Source organism: Clostridium sp. DJ247, from assembly GCF_014231265.1.
On the sequence record NZ_JABAIW010000028.1, the window covers coordinates 1 to 18,046 of the forward strand.

12 protein-coding genes are annotated in these 18,046 nt (G+C 30.3%); 6 read left to right on the top strand and 6 right to left on the bottom strand.

Features of this window, described 5'->3' with window-relative positions; all coding sequences use genetic code 11:
• Window positions 1-404: 404 nt before the first annotated feature.
• The 3 genes from HGI79_RS12345 to HGI79_RS12355 all read right to left on the bottom strand — a co-directional run bounded on the left by HGI79_RS12345 (window position 405) and on the right by HGI79_RS12355 (window position 4,737).
• Complete coding sequence (locus HGI79_RS12345) at window positions 405-830, bottom strand: hypothetical protein (protein WP_207725774.1); 426 nt, start codon at window positions 828-830, stop codon at window positions 405-407.
• Window positions 831-1,205: 375 nt separating this feature from the next.
• Complete coding sequence (locus HGI79_RS12350) at window positions 1,206-2,993, bottom strand: ABC transporter ATP-binding protein (protein WP_185650993.1); 1,788 nt, start codon at window positions 2,991-2,993, stop codon at window positions 1,206-1,208.
• A complete protein-coding gene (locus tag HGI79_RS12355; RefSeq protein WP_185650994.1) occupies window positions 2,986-4,737 on the bottom strand; it encodes an ABC transporter ATP-binding protein in 1,752 nt (583 codons plus the stop codon). The genes HGI79_RS12350 and HGI79_RS12355 overlap by 8 nt, the downstream gene beginning before the upstream one ends.
• A 315-nt stretch (window positions 4,738-5,052) precedes the next feature.
• Between HGI79_RS12355 and HGI79_RS12360 the strand changes: the two genes are divergently transcribed.
• The 4 genes from HGI79_RS12360 (at window position 5,053) to HGI79_RS12375 (ending at window position 12,153) form a co-directional block, all read left to right on the top strand.
• On the top strand, window positions 5,053-5,616 hold the full coding sequence (locus HGI79_RS12360) for a TetR/AcrR family transcriptional regulator (RefSeq protein ID WP_185650995.1): 564 nt from the start codon (window positions 5,053-5,055) through the stop codon (window positions 5,614-5,616).
• A gap of 171 nt (window positions 5,617-5,787) precedes the next feature.
• Window positions 5,788-8,175, top strand: coding sequence for an endopeptidase La (gene lon / locus HGI79_RS12365; protein WP_185650996.1), 2,388 nt, complete (start codon window positions 5,788-5,790; stop codon window positions 8,173-8,175).
• Window positions 8,176-9,049: 874 nt separating this feature from the next.
• Window positions 9,050-10,879: a 5'-nucleotidase C-terminal domain-containing protein gene (locus tag HGI79_RS12370; protein WP_185650997.1), complete on the top strand. Its 1,830-nt coding sequence runs from the start codon at window positions 9,050-9,052 to the stop codon at window positions 10,877-10,879.
• 107 nt (window positions 10,880-10,986) lie between these two features.
• Window positions 10,987-12,153: a YibE/F family protein gene (locus HGI79_RS12375; RefSeq protein WP_185650998.1), complete on the top strand. Its 1,167-nt coding sequence runs from the start codon at window positions 10,987-10,989 to the stop codon at window positions 12,151-12,153.
• A gap of 195 nt (window positions 12,154-12,348) precedes the next feature.
• On the opposite strand, the gene HGI79_RS12380 is transcribed toward HGI79_RS12375, so the two are convergent.
• Together HGI79_RS12380 and HGI79_RS12385 are read right to left on the bottom strand one after the other, a co-directional pair.
• On the bottom strand, window positions 12,349-12,783 hold the full coding sequence (locus tag HGI79_RS12380; protein ID WP_185650999.1) for a GerW family sporulation protein: 435 nt from the start codon (window positions 12,781-12,783) through the stop codon (window positions 12,349-12,351).
• 14 nt (window positions 12,784-12,797) lie between these two features.
• Window positions 12,798-13,214 carry a hypothetical protein gene (locus tag HGI79_RS12385; protein WP_185651000.1) on the bottom strand — a complete coding sequence of 139 codons (417 nt, stop codon included), beginning with the start codon at window positions 13,212-13,214 and terminating at the stop codon, window positions 12,798-12,800.
• A 794-nt stretch (window positions 13,215-14,008) separates the two neighbouring features.
• On the opposite strand from HGI79_RS12385, the gene HGI79_RS12390 reads away from it, so the two are divergent.
• Window positions 14,009-14,992 carry a metallophosphoesterase gene (locus tag HGI79_RS12390; protein WP_185651001.1) on the top strand — a complete coding sequence of 328 codons (984 nt, stop codon included), beginning with the start codon at window positions 14,009-14,011 and terminating at the stop codon, window positions 14,990-14,992.
• Window positions 14,993-15,112: 120 nt separating this feature from the next.
• On the opposite strand, the gene HGI79_RS12395 is transcribed toward HGI79_RS12390, so the two are convergent.
• Window positions 15,113-16,798 (bottom strand): hypothetical protein, encoded by a 1,686-nt coding sequence (locus HGI79_RS12395; protein ID WP_185651002.1) that lies wholly within the window; start codon window positions 16,796-16,798, stop codon window positions 15,113-15,115.
• Window positions 16,799-17,350: 552 nt separating this feature from the next.
• Here HGI79_RS12395 and HGI79_RS12400 point away from each other — a divergent pair.
• The gene (locus HGI79_RS12400) at window positions 17,351-17,827 is read left to right on the top strand and encodes a hypothetical protein (protein ID WP_185651003.1); all 477 of its coding nucleotides are present in this window, start codon (window positions 17,351-17,353) and stop codon (window positions 17,825-17,827) included.
• Window positions 17,828-18,046 lie beyond the last annotated feature (219 nt).

Sequence of the window (18,046 nt, forward strand, 5' to 3'; positions counted from 1 at the left end):
CGAACACGACGGTTAAGCTTCACAGTGCCGATGGTACTGCAGGGGAGGCCCTGTGGGAGAGTAGGTCGCTGCTAGGTAATTAATAAATCGCTAAGCAAATTATTTGCTTAGCGATTTTTATTTTTTGCATATTAGGGCATCACCAACATTTCCGACTTATCTATACTTCGCTTCATAAAAGTGGCTTAAATAGCAAGCTTCCCCGTTGTTAACATATAAACAACGGGGAAGCTTGGTTTTGGATAAAATTTTGGTATTGAAAAATATAAAAATTAGAACTGAAAAAGAATATGACTTCTTCAGTTCTAAAAACCACCGTTTATGGAACTTTAATGGAAAATAAAAACAAGAGTATTAAACTCTTGTTGATGGATATATAAGTTAATATAAACCTTAGTTTATACTCATTTTATGCGTTTAATTGATATAGCAGCAGTTGCAGACATTAATAAAGATATTGATACTATTATGGCAGAAAAAGCTAGAAAATTTCCAGCAAAAAAATTAATTCCATACCATTGACCTAAAAGTAAAATTACAAAAGGAATTGCCCAATTAGCTGAAGCTCCTGTAACATTAATATATCCAGTTAATATAGCTAGAAATAACGTTATAATCCAAAATATAGAACAATACTTAATAACTTTACGATTTCTACTTTTTATACTAATTGTTAGAACAAGAATCCAACCAACTATGTATGCAAATGTGACAATTAGATTTTTCACAGTTGCGGGGCTTCCCAAGAAGAACTCTCGAAAATTCAAAAACATACAACCAAGCACAGTTATAATTGATAGAACTATTAACGTTATTGTTTTATTCACCATTTCTAACCCATCCCTTATGATACGTTTCCGTTTATTGAACATATAGCAATTATATCATAAATATATAACATATGTAGCTTTGTCTAATAGCATTTTGTTAATTATTATAATAAGGAAATATCATTATTGGCCTAATTAACCAATATTCCTAGTCTGTAAATAATTCTTTATATATTAAACAATAAATCAATATTTTTCAAGGACAGCTATAATCATATATTTTTAGTAATAACAACCTTAGCAAAGATGCCGGGGGTGAATTATAAATAATTCATCCATTTTATTCCTTAGCGTGGGTTTTTCCGACAAAACCCATGCTACATACTAATATGGAAATGAATAAAGGAGGAGAATTTTGATCTCCTCCTTTATTCATTAAGCTCCTTCACTGAGAAACTTGTACTGCGACATATAAAGATTGTAATAAAGTCCTTTTAAATTCATTAGCTCATCATGAGTTCCTGTTTCAGCTATGTTACCATGGTTAATCACCATTATTTTGCTGCAATCTCTAATGGTTGAAAGTCTGTGAGCTATAACAAAGGAGGTTCTTCCATGAAGCAACTTCTGAATACCTTTTTGAACAAGCTTCTCAGTTTGTGTGTCAATATTTGAGGTAGCTTCATCAAGTATTAGTATTCTTGGATTTGCAAGAAGTGCTCTTGCAAAGGATATAAGCTGTCTTTGACCAACTGACAGTCTGGAGCCTCTTTCCTTTACTTCTGTGTCATAGCCATTTTCAAGGTTCATTATAAAATCATGTGCATTAACAGCTTTTGCAGCGGCTATAACCTCTTCGTCTGCAGCATCAAGCTTACCATATCTTATATTTTCCTTGATGGTTGTGGAGAAAAGGAAAGTATCCTGAAGCATTATACCCATCTGACTTCTTAAGGACTCAAGTTCTACGTTTTTAATATTCTTTCCATCTATTAAAACTTCTCCTCTTTCAGTGTCGTAGAATCGGCTTATGAGATTAACAATAGTAGTTTTTCCGGAACCTGTTGCGCCAACTAATGCTACGGTTTCACCAGGATTAACTTGAAAACTTATATTATCTAAAACCACAGTACCATCTTCATAGCCAAAGGTAACATTTTTAAACTCCACATGTCCTTTAATTTTAGGCATTAACATCGCACTATTTACTTCTATAATATCTGGCTTTACATCCATTATTTCAAATATTCTTTCAGCAGCTGAGAAATTCATTATTAGAGTGTTGTAAAAGTTACTTATTTCAAGGATAGGTCTCCAGAACATACCTATATACATGGTGAAGGCTATAATAGTACCCATAGTTACATTATTAGCACCTATTAGTTTAGCACTATACCAGTAAAGTACTACCATACCAAACCCCCAAGAAGTATCCACTAAAGGCCAAAATAAATCGCTAAGCCTTAAAGCACGCATAAAGGCATCCATCATGTCTTTAACTAGACCAGAAAACGTAATAGAGGTTTTATTTTCATTAGCAAAGGACTGAACTACCTTTATACCTGAAAAATCCTCGTGAGTGTAGGCATTAAAAGTGGAACGCTTCCTTCTAAAATTCTGCCATCTTTTTCCGGCTAGTGCCTGTACAACAAACATACTAACAGTCAGTACAGGAAGCAGTATCATAGAAGCCAGGGCTAGTTTTACATTTAAATAAAACATCATAACTCCAACACAAATAATAGTTAAAAGCTGAGGTATAAAGTTGGTTACACTGTTATTGAATAAATCCTGAAGAGAGTTAACATCTCCTATAACTCTAGCTAATATCTTACCTACAGGTCTATTATCAAAGAAGGAAAAGGACAGCTTTTGAATATGAGTATAAAGCTCATGTCTTATATTTAAAAGTATGTTATTCGTAACAGAAGCCATTTTTGTTGTTCTTAAATTCGAAGCAACCATAGCTAAAAAATTTAACACAATCATAAATGCTCCAATTATTAAAAGACCTTTCAAGTCATGGTTTTTAACATTTTTATCTATAGCCACTTTTAAAAGATAAGGATTCATAAGGTTAACAACCATTACAAATATTAAAAGCAGAAGTACAATAAATACTTTTAGTTTATAGGATTTTAGATATCTAAGTAATCTTCTAATTACTTCAGTATTAGATAGCATTTTTAAATCCTCGTCCTGTTTAACCGTATTTCTAGCCATTGAATGCCACCTCCTCACTTGAATTTAAGTTATGAAAATCTTTAAATTGTTCGGAGTATATTTCGTAATATCTTCCTTTTTTCTGTAAAAGCTCCTGGTGAGTTCCGCTTTCTACAATATTACCATTTTCAACATAAAGTATTATATCAGCATTTTTAACTGCTGAGATTCTGTGTGCTATTATAAAGGTTGTAGCTTTTTTATGCTTTTCATTTAAATTTTTAAGAAGTTTATATTCAGTTTCCATATCTAGTGCAGAGGTAGCGTCGTCGAGTATTAAAATGCTTGACTCCCTTATAAGTGCTCTGGCAATAGAAAGTCTCTGCTTTTGGCCACCTGAAAGACCAATGCCTCTTTCACCAATTACTGTTTCGTATTTTTCATCCAGTTCTTCAATAAATCTATCTGCACAAGCTAATTTGCAAGCTTCCTTTATTTGGTCTAAAGTAGAGTCTTCTTTACCAAAGCGTATATTCTCTTCAATACTAGCTGAGAATAGAAAAGTATCCTGAGGAACCACAGACATTTTACTTCTTAAATCCTTAAGTTTTATGTCTTTAACATTATGACCGTCTACATACACTACTCCACTTGTTACATCATAGTATCGTCCAATAAGATTTATAATAGAAGATTTACCTGAACCTGTAGTCCCCATTACGGCAACGGTACTTCCGGCCTTTACCTTTATATTTATATTGTTTAATACATATTTATCCTTATATTTAAAGGATACATTCTTAAATTCTATATCTCCTTTTATTTCAGGAAGTCTAAGGGAGATTTCATTATCTTTAATTTCAGGTTCAATATTCATGATATTCATTATCTTTTCAGCAGAGGCTTTGGCCTGTGCTATTATATTTGTAAGCCAGCCAAGCATTCTCATAGGCCAGATTAGCATCCATATATATCCGCTAAAAGCCACTAGGGTACCTATAGACATAGTATCCTGCATTACAAATACTCCACCTAATACCACTAAGAATACCATAGAGATATTAGTTAAAAATTCAATAGGAGGAAAATAGGTGGCCATGATTTTATTTTGTTCCATACTAAGGTTAAAGTTTTCCTGATTTAGTTTTAAAAATTTTAGTATTTCATATTTTTCTCTTGCAAAGGCCTTAACTAACCTAACTCCAGCAATATTTTCTTGAGCAGCGGTGTTTAGTAATACACCTTGATCGCTTAGCTTACCGTAGGATTCTCCTATTTTCTTTTCAAACTTAAGAGCTAGATAGGCTATAGGAGGCATAACTACAAGACATACAAGGGTAAGCTTCCAATCTAAAAAGAATAATATTACAGAAGCAGTTATGAAATAAATCATATTTTCAATAAATAATCTTACTCCAAAAGATATACTTCTCCAAACATTATCCACATCTTCACCTATTCTTGACATAAGTTCTCCAGTATTCATGTTGTCAAAATAACTAAAGGGCAGGCTTTGAATATGGTCGAATAAATCCTTTTTTATATCTATACTAATTTTTACTGATAGTACGTCAAAGAGATACTCTTTTGCATAACCCAGTAGAGCTCTACCAACTGTAATTCCAATAAAGCCCCAAAGTATAGGCCATAGTAATTCCTGCTCTCCGCCTATAAACACTTTATCGGTTATTGCTTTTTGTAGGTATGGATTGAACATATCAAGTAGTATAGCAAGGGTCATTGCTATAGAAGGAATTGTAACCAACCATTTATGGTTCCAGACGTATTTAAAAATTTTTTTCATTATATGGTCCCCCTTTCCCAGGAATTGATTTTTTACAATGAAAAAATCATGGGTATACCATGATTCAAAAATCATAAACTAATGATGAAAAATTTCCCTTATTATTTATATGCAAAAGGTCGCGGTTTTTAACTCAATTTAAGAGTACAGTCTTTTATAACTGTTGTCAATAAGTTTTATTTTATTAGATAAGGAAGAAAATTACCTTATTTAAGTTATACATAGTGATTTGTACATACTGTTTTCTAAATAGTCAAAAAATTATTTGACAATAAATGAATGATCGTTTATTATATATATAACAGGGGTGAATAAATGAGAAAAAGAGATGATGAAAAACAGAAAAATATAAAAGAAGCGGTAATTAAATTGATATTAGAACAAGGTTTTCATGGTGCATCTATTTCCAAGATAGCTAAGGAAGCAGGGGTTTCTCCAGCTACAGTCTATATATATTATGAAAATAAAGAGATTATGTTACATGAAATTTATCGTGAATACTCTGAAGAAATCTTTAATCATTTACTCAGCAAGGTTCGTCAAAAGATGAATGGAAAAGAGCTTATAGAAATATTTGTTCGAAGTTATTATACCTACATACAAGAGCATGAAGAAATATTTAGATTTGTAGATCAGTTTTCTAGTTGTCCAGCTTTAGCCAATGGCTGTGGAGAGAATGAAGGTATTAAGGATTTAAATAGGTTGTTAGATGAAATGAAAAAAAATAATATTATCAAAGATTTTAACAACCATAACCTAATTGCTATAATTTTTTCTCCAATAAAATCTATAGCTGTTAACCATTGTATAAGAGAAGAAGAAAAATCAAAATTGCTTAAAGAAATAATTAGGATTATGCAGGATGCATTACTTTTATAATTATTCGTAAGGTGAAACTTGAATAAGCTGGGGTATTAGTGGACGTTGGCTATAGGATAAAAGCGAGACTCCCTTTTGTGAAACAGAGCATCACAAAAGGATCTCGCTGTAACTTGAAATATAATTAAATGAACATTCATTTAAAATATCGATAAAGGAAGGATAAATATTATGATAAATATTGAAAATAAAAATAAAGAAGGAATGGTAGTTCCTGTTTCAGAAGTTGTTTTATTTCCTAATATGGAATATACTCTTAAGTTTAATCGCTTTAGCGAAGAAGAGCTAAATTATTTAGCACAGGAAGATAAGGTGAATATTGCTTTACCTTTAAAGAAAAACTTTAATCAAGAAGAATTAAAGGAAGAAGATTTTCATAAAATAGGAGTGCTATTTCAGGTAAATCATATAGAAAAAATAAAAACAGGGTACCAAATTAAAATCAAAGCACTAGATCGCATTGAAGTTAAAGAACTTACAATTAAAAATAACTTTATTCATGGTAAATATGAAATAGCTTCAGATATTATTGATTTAGATGAAAATAATATAGAAAAAATTCTTGGATACATGAAAAGAATTACCCATGAGATCAGTGAAAATTTCACAGGATCACAACCTTTTATAAAGTCAGTTGATGAAATAAAGGACCTAAATAAACTAATGGGATATCTTTCTCAATTTTTGCCGATTTCTAGTGATAAAAAGTATGAATTAATTAGTATTCAATCCTTGAAGGAAAGAAGCTCAAAGTTTTTAGACTACCTTTTAAAACAAAATGAATCTCTTAAGTTCCAAGTTGAGCTGGTAGAAAAGTTTTCAGAAAAAGCTAATAAAAGTTATAGAGAATCTGTATTAAGAGAACAATTAAAAGTTATTCAACAGGAATTGAATGAAGGTAAAGACAATGGTTCAACAAAGGGGAAAGACTATCTTAAAAAAATTGAAGAGGCTCACATGCCAGAGGATATTAAAAATATTGCTTTAGAGGAATTAAATAAATTAGAAAGCCAAAATCCTAGCAGTTCTGACTATAATATTATACGAAACTATCTGGATTTATTAGTACAACTTCCTTGGAAAAAGGCAGAGGTAAAAGATATTGATTTAGCAGAAGCAAGACGTATTTTAGAGAATGAACACTATGGTCTTGAAAAGGTGAAGGAGAGAATATTACAACACTTAGCTGTTATGAAACTTAAAAAAGATAAAAAAGGTTCTATTTTATTACTTGTTGGTCCTCCAGGAACAGGGAAAACAAGCCTCGGAAAAAGTATTGCAGAAGCTCTTCAGAGAAAATATATTCGTTTGAGTTTGGGTGGTATCAAGGATGAAGCAGAAATTAGAGGGCACCGCAGAACTTATGTAGGAGCTATGCCAGGTAGAATCATCCAAAGCATCAAGAAGGCAGGAGAAAAAAATCCAGTTATGATTTTAGATGAAGTGGATAAAATGATGAGTGGCTATAATGGTGATCCAGCTAGTGCCTTATTAGAAGTTCTTGATCCAGAACAAAACCATAGCTTCGCAGATCATTATTTAGATGTTCCTTATGATTTATCAGAAGTATTCTTTATTGCTACAGCTAATTCTCTTCATAGTATACCTGGTCCTCTTTTAGATAGAATGGAAGTTATTCAAATATCTAGTTATACAGCTAATGAAAAATTTCATATTGGAAAAAATCATTTAATACCTTCTATTCTTGAAGAACATGGACTTACAGCGGAACAGTTAGAGATAGAAGATGAAGCGTTAAAGAAAATAATTAGTGAATATACTTTAGAAGCTGGTGTTAGAGGACTTAAAAAGAAATTAGCTGCGGTTGCAAGGGTAACAACAGAGAAAATTGTATCTAATAAAGTAGACATACCTTTTAGAGTTACAGTTGATCAATTAGAGGATTTACTTGGTAGACAAGTTTCAAGACACAATAAGGCTCAAAAGGATAATCCACCAGGAGTTGTAACAGGACTTGCTTGGACAGCTGTTGGAGGAGAAATACTGTTTATTGAAGCTACAGATATGTCAGGAAATGGACAAGTTATTTTAACTGGTAAGCTAGGAGAGGTAATGAAAGAATCAGCTAGAATTTCATTAAGTCTATTAAAGTCAAGATTGCCAGTGAACAGCTTTAACTTTAAAGAAAAAGACCTGCATATTCACGTGCCTTCTGGCGCAGTTCCAAAGGACGGTCCATCCGCTGGTATTGCCTTATTTACTGCACTTGCTTCACTTGCAACAGGCATGAAGGTGGATTCGAAACTTGCGATGACTGGAGAAATAACTTTAAGAGGAGCTGTATTAGCCATTGGTGGATTGAAAGAAAAGTTATTAGCTGCTGAAAGAGCTGGAATAAAAAAAGTATTAATTCCAAAAGACAATGTAATAGATCTTAAAGATGTACCTGAAGAAGTAAAAAATCAATTAAACATTATACCGGTTGAAACAATTGAGGATGTTCTTAAAGAAACTTTAGGAATATCTCTACCTAGACTAGAGCAGGTAGTAAATCCAAAGATATTAATTGAAGAATCCTTTAATTCAAATCAAATATAAGACAAAGGTGGCAGGGGAATGTTTCCCTTACCACCTTTATTTATTTAAAAGGAATTGGATTGGGACAATATAAAGCAGGTTATATACGCATTTATATTGTTTTCCTTAAACAGCATAAAATGAAAGGTTACTTGATGGAACAGAAAGCAATGCATAATTGAATAGCATAAGAAAGAGCCGGTTGTGGTGGTAATAAGTCACCTTCACCGGCTTTAGTATTTTAAAAGAAAATATATGTTAAACGTATAACAAATCTATTTTATTTAGAGTAAATTTCATTTATTAACATTAGGTAGTAAATATACATGTTAAGTATAAATAACGAAAAATTAACAAATTTTTGATTAAAATACCTATAAAGTATTATATTATGTATTTTGAGAAGAAAGTATATAGATCTTATTCAAAATTAGTCAAAATATTCATTTTAAAATATATAGTTTACAAAAAAAGTATTTATTAGATTGTATTACACACTTATGCAAATACACATAATTATATTGTTTTTCTATATATTCAATTTTAGTATCATCAATATTATCTTATGACATTATTAAAACTGCGTATATAGATTGACATATATATATATTGGTAGTGTCAAAAAAATACAAAAAATATTCTGATTAATCATCATCTTAAAGAATTATAAATCGAATCTTAAATTGCTGTAAAGGTTGAAATGAACAGCCTTTCAGCCAATTTTAGATTCGATTTTAGAGGTCATTAGGAGGATGAAAGTATAAATCTAACACTAATTTAAGTGGTGTTATGGGGGGAGGTACATATTTACATAAATAAATATTTATAATACTAATGTTAGAATGATTTTTATAGTATTATTTTTGACAATACCTACAAATTTAAGGGGGATGGTATGTTGAAAAATATTAAAAAATCAAAAAAATTCATGTCATTAGCTTTAGCATCAGCAATGACTTTAAGTTTAATTGGTCCTGTATCAGTTAAAGCTGAAACAAACTCAACAACAGGACAAGCTATATCAGTTGAAGCTGGAACAGATTCAACAACAGGACAAGCTATTAATTTAACTGGAGACACTAACGCCGTAGTTTCAAATTCTGATGAATATAAAACTATAGACATAGTTTCTTTTAATGATTTTCACGGTAATTTAGCAGAAGATCCTGGTTCAACAGGTAAAAATCCAGGTATGGCAAAATTAGTTGCAGCTATAAATGAGCACAAAGAAGCAAATCCTAATACGGTAGTAGTTTCTGCTGGAGATAACTATCAAGGAAGTGCAATGTCAAACTTAACTTATGGAGCACCTGTTTCAGCAATGATGAAACAGCTTGGTGTTGTGGCATCATCCGTAGGAAACCACGAATTTGACTGGGGTGTGGACAGAATTAATCAGTGGACAAAGGATGGTAATTTTGATTACTTAGCTTCAAACATATATGATAAGACTACAGGAGAACCTGTAACCTGGGCAAAGCCTTATAAAATGGTTACAGTAGATGGTTTAAAAATAGGCTTTGTAGGACTTACTACTCCGGAAACTGCTTATAAAACTAAACCAGATAACGTAGCTACATTGGAATTTAGAGATCCTGCTGCTTCAGCCGAGGTTTGGGCAGATAAGCTTAAATCAGGTAAGCTTCCAGAAGGAAAAGCAGACGTAGTTATAGCTCTTACGCATATGGGTACTGCACAGGATAGTAATGGAAATATAACTGGAGAAGTAGTTGATTCAGGATTGTGTAATGTTGATAGTATAGATGCAGTAATATCTGCACACACTCATAATACAGTTTCCGGAACTGTAAACAATAAACCGGTTGTACAAGCGTGGTATGCAGGTAGAGCTTTAGGATATCTTTCTATTACTGTAGATAAGACTACAGGAATAGTTCAAAGTATAGTTCCAAATGTTGATAATATATCTAAGAGAAAATCCCAATTAGTTCCTGATAGTATCGCTGAAGAGACTTATAATGATTTTAACACTGAGGTTAAACCGATACTTGATGATGTTAAAGGCTTTACAGATACAGATTTAACTCATGACAGATTTTCAGAAGGCACATCATTACTTGGACAATGGACTACAGATGTTATGAGAAAAGCAGTGGGAGTTCAAATTGGAATAACAAACGGTGGAGGATTAAGAGTTCCTATACCAGCTGGATCTATTACTATGGGAACTCTTTATACAGTTATGCCTTTTGATAATACACTTGTAAAAATGGATCTTAAAGGTTCCGACCTTAAGAGAGTAATTGAAAATGGTATAGCAAACGGTAGTGTTGGCTGGGTTCAGGTTTCAGGTGTTAAAGTTTATTATGACAAGTCAGCACCTAAGGGAAATAGAATTACAGCTATGTTCCTTGAAGATGGTACGCCTATTGATATGAATAAGAGTTACTCAGTAGTAACAAATGACTTTATGTATACGGGTGGAGATAAATATGATTTTACTGGAGCAACAAATGTGCTTGATACTGGAATTCCAATAAGAGATAGTCTGGCAAGTGCTCTTGAAGCAATGGATGGAAAACATTTATCAGTAAAGGATGCAATGCCTCTTGTAAATGGACCAGCTCCTGTAACAACACTTCCAAAAACAGGTTCAGTTGTGAGTACAAGTGTTCTTATAGAAATTGGAGCAGCAGCTATAATGTTAGGCTTTATACTGTTTATTGCTGGTAGAAAGAAAAAAGAAGAACAGGATGCCGCTTAAGCTTCTAAAATAATATTTATAAATGTTAAGTAAAGCTCGTGAATATTCTTCACGAGCTTTTTAAAGAAAACATATGTTTTAAGGAATACATAAAAAGAGGTGAAGCCATGAAAAAATATACTTTTTTGTCGTGCATTACAGTAATAATTATATTGTTCTTGTCCTTTGGAAAAGTTTTTGCAAATACACAAATAGAAGGTTCAAAATCAGTGCCTGATATAACTGTAAAAGCTCGGGTTTTAAAAATAACCTATGATGATACTAATGAGCCTTTAAAGAAAGATAAAAGCAATATTTCTCACAGGCAGGAGTTTAGACTTGTAATTGAAGAAGGAAAACATAAGGGAGAAAAGTATACGTTAAAAAATATTGTTGAAGCTGTAGATGTTTATAATATAAAGGTTAAAGAAAATCAATACATACTTGTGAATATAACGGAAGATAATAACGGCAAGATAACTGGTATGCACCTTTTTGATCTATACAGGGAAGGGACGATTTATAAACTTTTAGCTATATTTTTTATTGCTATCATTTTAATTGGGGGCTTAAAAGGGCTTAAATCTGTGTTAACTTTAGTACTTACGGGAATAATAGTTATAAAGGTGCTTTTACCTTTAATTTTAAAAGGATATAATCCTATTCTTATAACTATTATATGTTCTATTGTAATTGTGTGTATTTCTATGATAGGACTCAATGGAATAAATAAGAAAACTTTTTCTTCAATTATAGGAACTATTTTAGGTGTGTTTTCAGCAGGTGTAATTGCTTTAATAGCAGGAAATTACGCTAATGTAACAGGTCTTGCGAATGATGATGCACAAATGTTAGCATACCTTCCGCAAAGTGTACATTTAGATTTTAAAGGGATACTGTTTGCGGGTATTATAATAGGTGCACTTGGAGCAGTTATGGACGTAAGTATTTCTATTGCTTCATCTATGAAGGAAATTATGGAAATAAAGCCAAATATAACTATAAATGAATATATTAAATCTGGTATGAATATAGGAAAAGACATTATGGGAACAATGGCAAATACTCTTATTTTAGCTTATGCTGGTGGTACAATACAGCTTATGCTCTTATTTATGGCAGCTAATACTTCTTTAAAGCAAATACTTAATTTAGACGTAATTGTCTCTGAAATAATAAAAGCTTTGGCAGGAAGTATAGGTCTAGTTTTTACAATACCATTAACCGTAATGGTATGTGCATTTCTAAACTTACGAAAAGAATGGACAGAGAATAATCTAAAGGTAGGTAAATAATATGAAGACCCTTTTATTTTCTATGTGGACAAATAAAAGGGTCATTAATTTTTAATTCTAATGAGATGATTTTAGTAAAAATAGTTTACTTTTATAATAAACGCTGAATGCAATTACCTTATAAATTTCGTAATATAAAGTAAAGAAGTATATTTTGATACATAAACAAATAAAAGGGTGTATTAATCTTTGATTCTATTGTTTTTTAGTAATGTTTTGTTGTTGAGTCTGACCTATATTTTGTCCTGCAGTTTGCCCTATATTTTGCTGTTGATTACCTTGAGTAAAACTTGTTAGCACTTCAGGTAATTTATTAATTACTTGGTCTATATTGCTTTTTTCATTTACAGGAAGCATAGAAACTGAATCTTTATTTATAACAACAACAGCATCAGTGGTTATTCTGGCACCTAGTCCTATATTACCTGAGGAATTTGTATCACCATTTCCGCTTTTATTTTTCATAGGATTTGCTCCACTACCGTAACCTAATGTAACTGAAACTATAGGTATAAAAGTTTTATCTTCAAAAGACACGGGTTTTCCCATAGTGCTTTCTGTTTTAGTAAAATCTTGCAACTCTGAAAATAGTGTATTGATATTTTGTGAAAAAGATGCATTCTGATCCATTAAGGTATCCTCCTTTATCTATTCCCATATAGGGTTTCTTTGGAAAAACTTCTTACATAATATTGTATATATTTTATAAGCATTGAAGCTAGGTTAACATTAACTTGTGCATTAATATTAAAGTAAGTGTCATCAATATCAAAATGCGGATCATTATATACTGAGTCTAAGTCCATATACTCTGAAACTAAATTTATTACTCCGCAGATGATACCCGTAAGTGATGGATCCCTAAATCCATAGGAGGTCTGTAGGTTAACATAAGTAGGTTTTAACTGTCTTATAAAATTAATTTTATTACTATTATTACCTTGAAGCTTAATGTTTCTTCTTAATATATGCTTATGAAAAACATATACTGTTAGAATTATTTTTTCATTTTCATTTTCTATGATTGCCTTAAAAAAAGGAGACAACCATGAAAACATCAAGTTAAAATTGAGAAGTTTTTTCGAGTTTAATTTAAACATAACTTTAAGGGGAAAAATAATGAACAATATTATTATAGATAATATTATCGATAATAAAATTAATAACAGATACATAGCATCCATCTCCAATTTGCTTACATAAAGCATATAGATTTTTGTTGGTATCTACACAATATAGTCTGCTTATAATTGAATAAAATATATGCTAAAGATAATGTACATAAACTTACTAAATTCTAATTATGCAAATTTTTTGAAATTTATATATACTTCAGTGTATTTATTGAAAATAACACAGCAGTATCAAATATTCCTATGTTCAATTCAGTAAATCAAGGTTCATTATTAAACTTATATCGCTAAAAGTTTAATAATTTAACCTGACTTTCTCTATAAATACCCTGAGAGGCTATGTGAAAATTAAGATATTTAAATAAAACCTAGTAGAAATTTTTGGGAGTAAACTTCAACTTTTTTTATTAGGTTTTATTTGAATATAATAAATATCCTCAGTAATAAAGAAAGCTTTAGGTTTTATAAGGGCTTTTACTTTGAAAAATAAGCTACAAGAATAATTGAAAGTTAGTTAACAATTTATATATTATGTTAATTAAATTTTAAAGTAAACTATATAGTAAAAAATTAAAATAATAAAAAGAAAAATAATTAACATGCTAAAAATTGTTATAGTATAAGTAATGTTATATAATATTCATACAAGTTCATAATGTTAGACATAATTATCATAATATGCATAAATAGAATTTTATATATGATAGGTGGCTGAAGGTTATATGAAGAGATTAAAAATAACCACATTAATATTAATAGTAATAATTTTAGTTATTTCATTAGCAGTGTATATAAAGGGAGCTGCATCAAAACCTGGTAATTCTAAAAAAATTGAAGTTAGTGTAAATGCTGTAAATACAAAATTACCTGAGGATGACAGTCTTACTTTTGCGGTTTTAGGAGATGTTCATGGAAATGCTGACAAACTACAAAATGCTATTAATGATTTACATGAAATAAACGGCAATATGGATGCCATGATATTAAATGGTGATAATGTAGATCAAGGTTTAAAAAGTCAGTATGATGCAATAAAAAATACCTTGAATAAAAACAGTGAGCTATTGCCTAAAACTGTAATTAAAAACATTGGCAATCATGATTATTTTGATTATGCAAGAGGTACAAATAAGCCTGAAGATGTTCAAAACTTTATAAATATGTACCTAGATTTTTCAGGGGAAAAGTCAGTGTATCATGATACTTGGATTAAAGGCTATCACTTTATATCCTTAGGATCAGAATCTGGAAACACAAAGGAATTAGGTTCGGTAAATGCTTTTTTATCTGAAAAACAATTAGATTGGTTAAAGGAGAGGTTGGCTGAAAAGCATGAAAAGGATAAACCTATTTTTGTATTCTTACATCAACATTTAAGCACAAGTATAAAAGGTTGGATTGGAGTAGAGCAAAGAAGGGAACTTAATAAAATCCTATCTTCATATCCTGAGGTTATTTTGTTTACATCTCATACTCATGTTTTATTAAGTGTAGATAATGTAAAACTAAACCAGCCTTATACTACAGCTCACACTGGAGCAGTAAGTTATGCTATATTACCTGAGGGATATAGCATAAAGAGGCTTTATGATGAAAGTCAAGGTTTGTATGTGGAAGTACACAGAAACAAAACCTTTATTAAGGGTAGAGATTTTATTAAAAAATCATGGATATTTTCAAAAGAGATTTCTAATAAAAGCCAATAACTTTCTAATAAAACTACTGTCTTTAGTCATAAAAGACAGTAGTTTTTGTATGGGAAAAATTAAAACATGCATACTGTAATAAAGCCTGTAGTACATAAATTTTATCCTACAGGCTTTAGATTATTTAATAGGTAAGCTTAAATTTTTCATTTCTTTAACAACATTTATTAAATCATTAGTATCAATATATTTTAATTCAACAGTATCTCCTTCCTTTGTAAACACAGCATAAGGCATTATATCAGTATTTATAGAAAATATCTTATTGCTGCCTTCTATTAATAGCTTTTGAACGCCTCCATCAGATGTTTGGATATTTATAACTCTAATAACTTTTCCACTTACATTTTTTAAGAAGTTTTTATTTGTAGGAGTAATATTTCCTTGGTCACCGGTGGCAAGTAGAATTCTATATTTTTCAAAAGCTTCTTGTTTAGTTTGAGCATGAGCAATTTTGCTTGTTTCAGCATTTACTAGAGCTATTTCTCTAAAAACACCGGTACTATCTATCACGGGAATAATCCAAGTATTAGTACCATAAATTGAACATAGTATAGGTTGATCGCCTTTCCATTGGTCCTTTTGAAAAGTTTTTTCTACCACTAAAAGAGCAGCTTTTCCGTTTATTCCCTTAATAGAAGGATAATATAAAAATTCACCTGTTCTACCACTCATCATACTAAAGCCTACCATGGTAGTTGATTTTTCATCTAAATTAGTATGATCTGTTGCATAGTAAAAATCATTATTATTTGTAAATACTCCAGCAACTTCTTTACTTCCATTCCATTGAGTTGGTATATGAACACCCTGTTTTGTAAAGATATAATTCATTAATCCTAAGGAGTATTTTCCATACCATGTATTATAATCTAGAGCTATGTCCTCAGGTACAACTTGGTCAACGAATTTTGGAACATTTTCTTTAGAATACTTTTGCATTGCACCAGTGGCAGCATCAAAAAGTATTACTCCGTCTACGACTCTTGCGTTTCTGAAATTAGAATAATGTCCATAGCTTACTGCATAATAAGCTTTTCCATTGTCGTCTGGTTCTAAGCTTGTACCCATAATAAGTATATTAGGATACTTACTTCTTACCATTCTTTGAAGATTGTTTCCAAACCAAGCAGAAGGAGTATATTTAGCTTCTGTCTTAACAAGTTCTGCAGGTTTATCATATTCAGCTGAAATCTTAATATAATAGTTTACTGTACCAGCTTTCTTATAAGAAAAGAACCCATTAAATTCTATGGGAGCAATCCAACAAAGTTCCGAGCCTACCTTTTGAATATTATACTCACCAATTTCGTATAATGAATAATTTTCAACTTTCCCTAGAACTTTATCACCTTTATATTTAGCTGTTGAGTAAGGTATAACTGGTATATGCTCAATATTAGTATCTTCTATTTTGTTATCAACAGTTTTTGCATTAGCTAGTTTAGCTAAGTCTTTTTTTATTGATAATGGATAGATAAAGGTCATAACTAACCAAAACACTGCGGCAATAAAAACAACAAGAAAAAGTCCATCTGAATTTTTAAACTCAGACTTTGTGTTTCTATAGGTAAATATTGAACTAAGTATGTTACATACTACAAAAGGTGGTATAACCCATACAAAAAAGGCTTGCCAAGTCTTATCTATTAAAAATGTATAGTTTAGTATAACAGTGTAAATAATACCTATAATAAAGAAAAAGATTTGAGAATATAGTAATTTTTTCTCTTTAGTCCTAAAATAGCTAATTACAATCATAGGATTTAGGAAAAATAAAGCAATTAGCCAAAATATTGATGTCATAAGTTTTCCCCCTTTAATATATTTAGAACGAATTAATATTATAAATAAGATTATATAATATGGTATTAAATATCACAAACCTTGCTGTAATTCAAAGTAAGCTTAAAACTTAGGTATTACATAAATTTCTACAAATTTTTGATGATTATCTAATGTATGCATTTAATTTTAAGGTAACTTGAGTATCATACATAGGAGTTGATTTTATGTATAAAATTAAAACAATAAAATAAAAATACATGCAATTTTTATTATTAATTTTATTATTATTAATATTAATAAATCACAATAAGTTAATAGTAATTAACTAAATATGAAAATATAGTAATATTATGAAAAACACTAGCAAAGTAACAATAATCTTGCATAATTTAATAGGGGAAATAATACAATCTTAGTATATAAGTTTAAATGTAAAGGATTTAATCAATAACTATTATTTATAGGTTGATTTATAATAATGGAAATACATAATTTGTATATTAAAAAAAGTGAAGAAAGATATTTTAAATTAATAGTAAAAAATAAAAAGTAAAGGAAGAGGGTATTGCTATGAGAAAAATGATTGATAATAAGTTTGATTTTAAATACGATAGCTATGATGAATTAGTAAACGATATTCCTAACTTACACAAGGAAGGGTATGTAATAGAACATGGAGAACAACGTTGGGATGGAACTTGGTGTATTCAGGCCAAAAGTGTTAACGAATATATTGTTAAAAACGCATTAATTAATAAATTCTTTGCTATTTATGATAAGTTTGGATGTATTAAATACGAAGGCATTAATAATTCAAAGAAAATTGTGGATAATAATAAGAAAATAAATATTAAAGATTTAAGCAAAAATGAACGTATTAAATATTTATATGAATTGGAACACATGGTAGATGAGAGAGAGATGGAAACCATAAAAAGGTTAGATAGAAATGAATTAATTAATCTCATAGACTTAGCATTAGAAGCGGACTTAAAAGATAAATCATGGTTGAAAACGTTATCTCAATATTTTAAAGAAAAATTTTAGTATTTTAATAATAATTATTTTTAAGTCAAAGTCGTGCTTTAAATAGTCCTCTTATCTTTATTGTCTCTAGCTAAAATAAATTATATTATTTATTTAATTTTACACTAGAATTAGCTGATTGTACGCTTTGCCCTTTGAAAACTGCGTAAAGCAGATGGATAAGGGCAAATAACTTGCCCATAGAATCAAAATTTTCATTGATATTAGTTTATTCTAGTT

Coding starts and splice junctions, on each gene's coding strand:
- HGI79_RS12360 (WP_185650995.1), top strand. CDS start 5,053: ATGAGAAAAAGAGATGATGAAAAACAGAAAAATATAAAAGAAGCGGTA.
- HGI79_RS12375 (WP_185650998.1), top strand. CDS start 10,987: ATGAAAAAATATACTTTTTTGTCGTGCATTACAGTAATAATTATATTG.
- HGI79_RS12350 (WP_185650993.1), bottom strand. CDS start 2,993: ATGGCTAGAAATACGGTTAAACAGGACGAGGATTTAAAAATGCTATCT.
- HGI79_RS12395 (WP_185651002.1), bottom strand. CDS start 16,798: ATGACATCAATATTTTGGCTAATTGCTTTATTTTTCCTAAATCCTATG.
- HGI79_RS12400 (WP_185651003.1), top strand. CDS start 17,351: ATGAGAAAAATGATTGATAATAAGTTTGATTTTAAATACGATAGCTAT.
- HGI79_RS12345 (WP_207725774.1), bottom strand. CDS start 830: ATGGTGAATAAAACAATAACGTTAATAGTTCTATCAATTATAACTGTG.
- HGI79_RS12355 (WP_185650994.1), bottom strand. CDS start 4,737: ATGAAAAAAATTTTTAAATACGTCTGGAACCATAAATGGTTGGTTACA.
- HGI79_RS12370 (WP_185650997.1), top strand. CDS start 9,050: ATGTTGAAAAATATTAAAAAATCAAAAAAATTCATGTCATTAGCTTTA.
- lon (WP_185650996.1), top strand. CDS start 5,788: ATGATAAATATTGAAAATAAAAATAAAGAAGGAATGGTAGTTCCTGTT.
- HGI79_RS12390 (WP_185651001.1), top strand. CDS start 14,009: ATGAAGAGATTAAAAATAACCACATTAATATTAATAGTAATAATTTTA.
- HGI79_RS12380 (WP_185650999.1), bottom strand. CDS start 12,783: ATGGATCAGAATGCATCTTTTTCACAAAATATCAATACACTATTTTCA.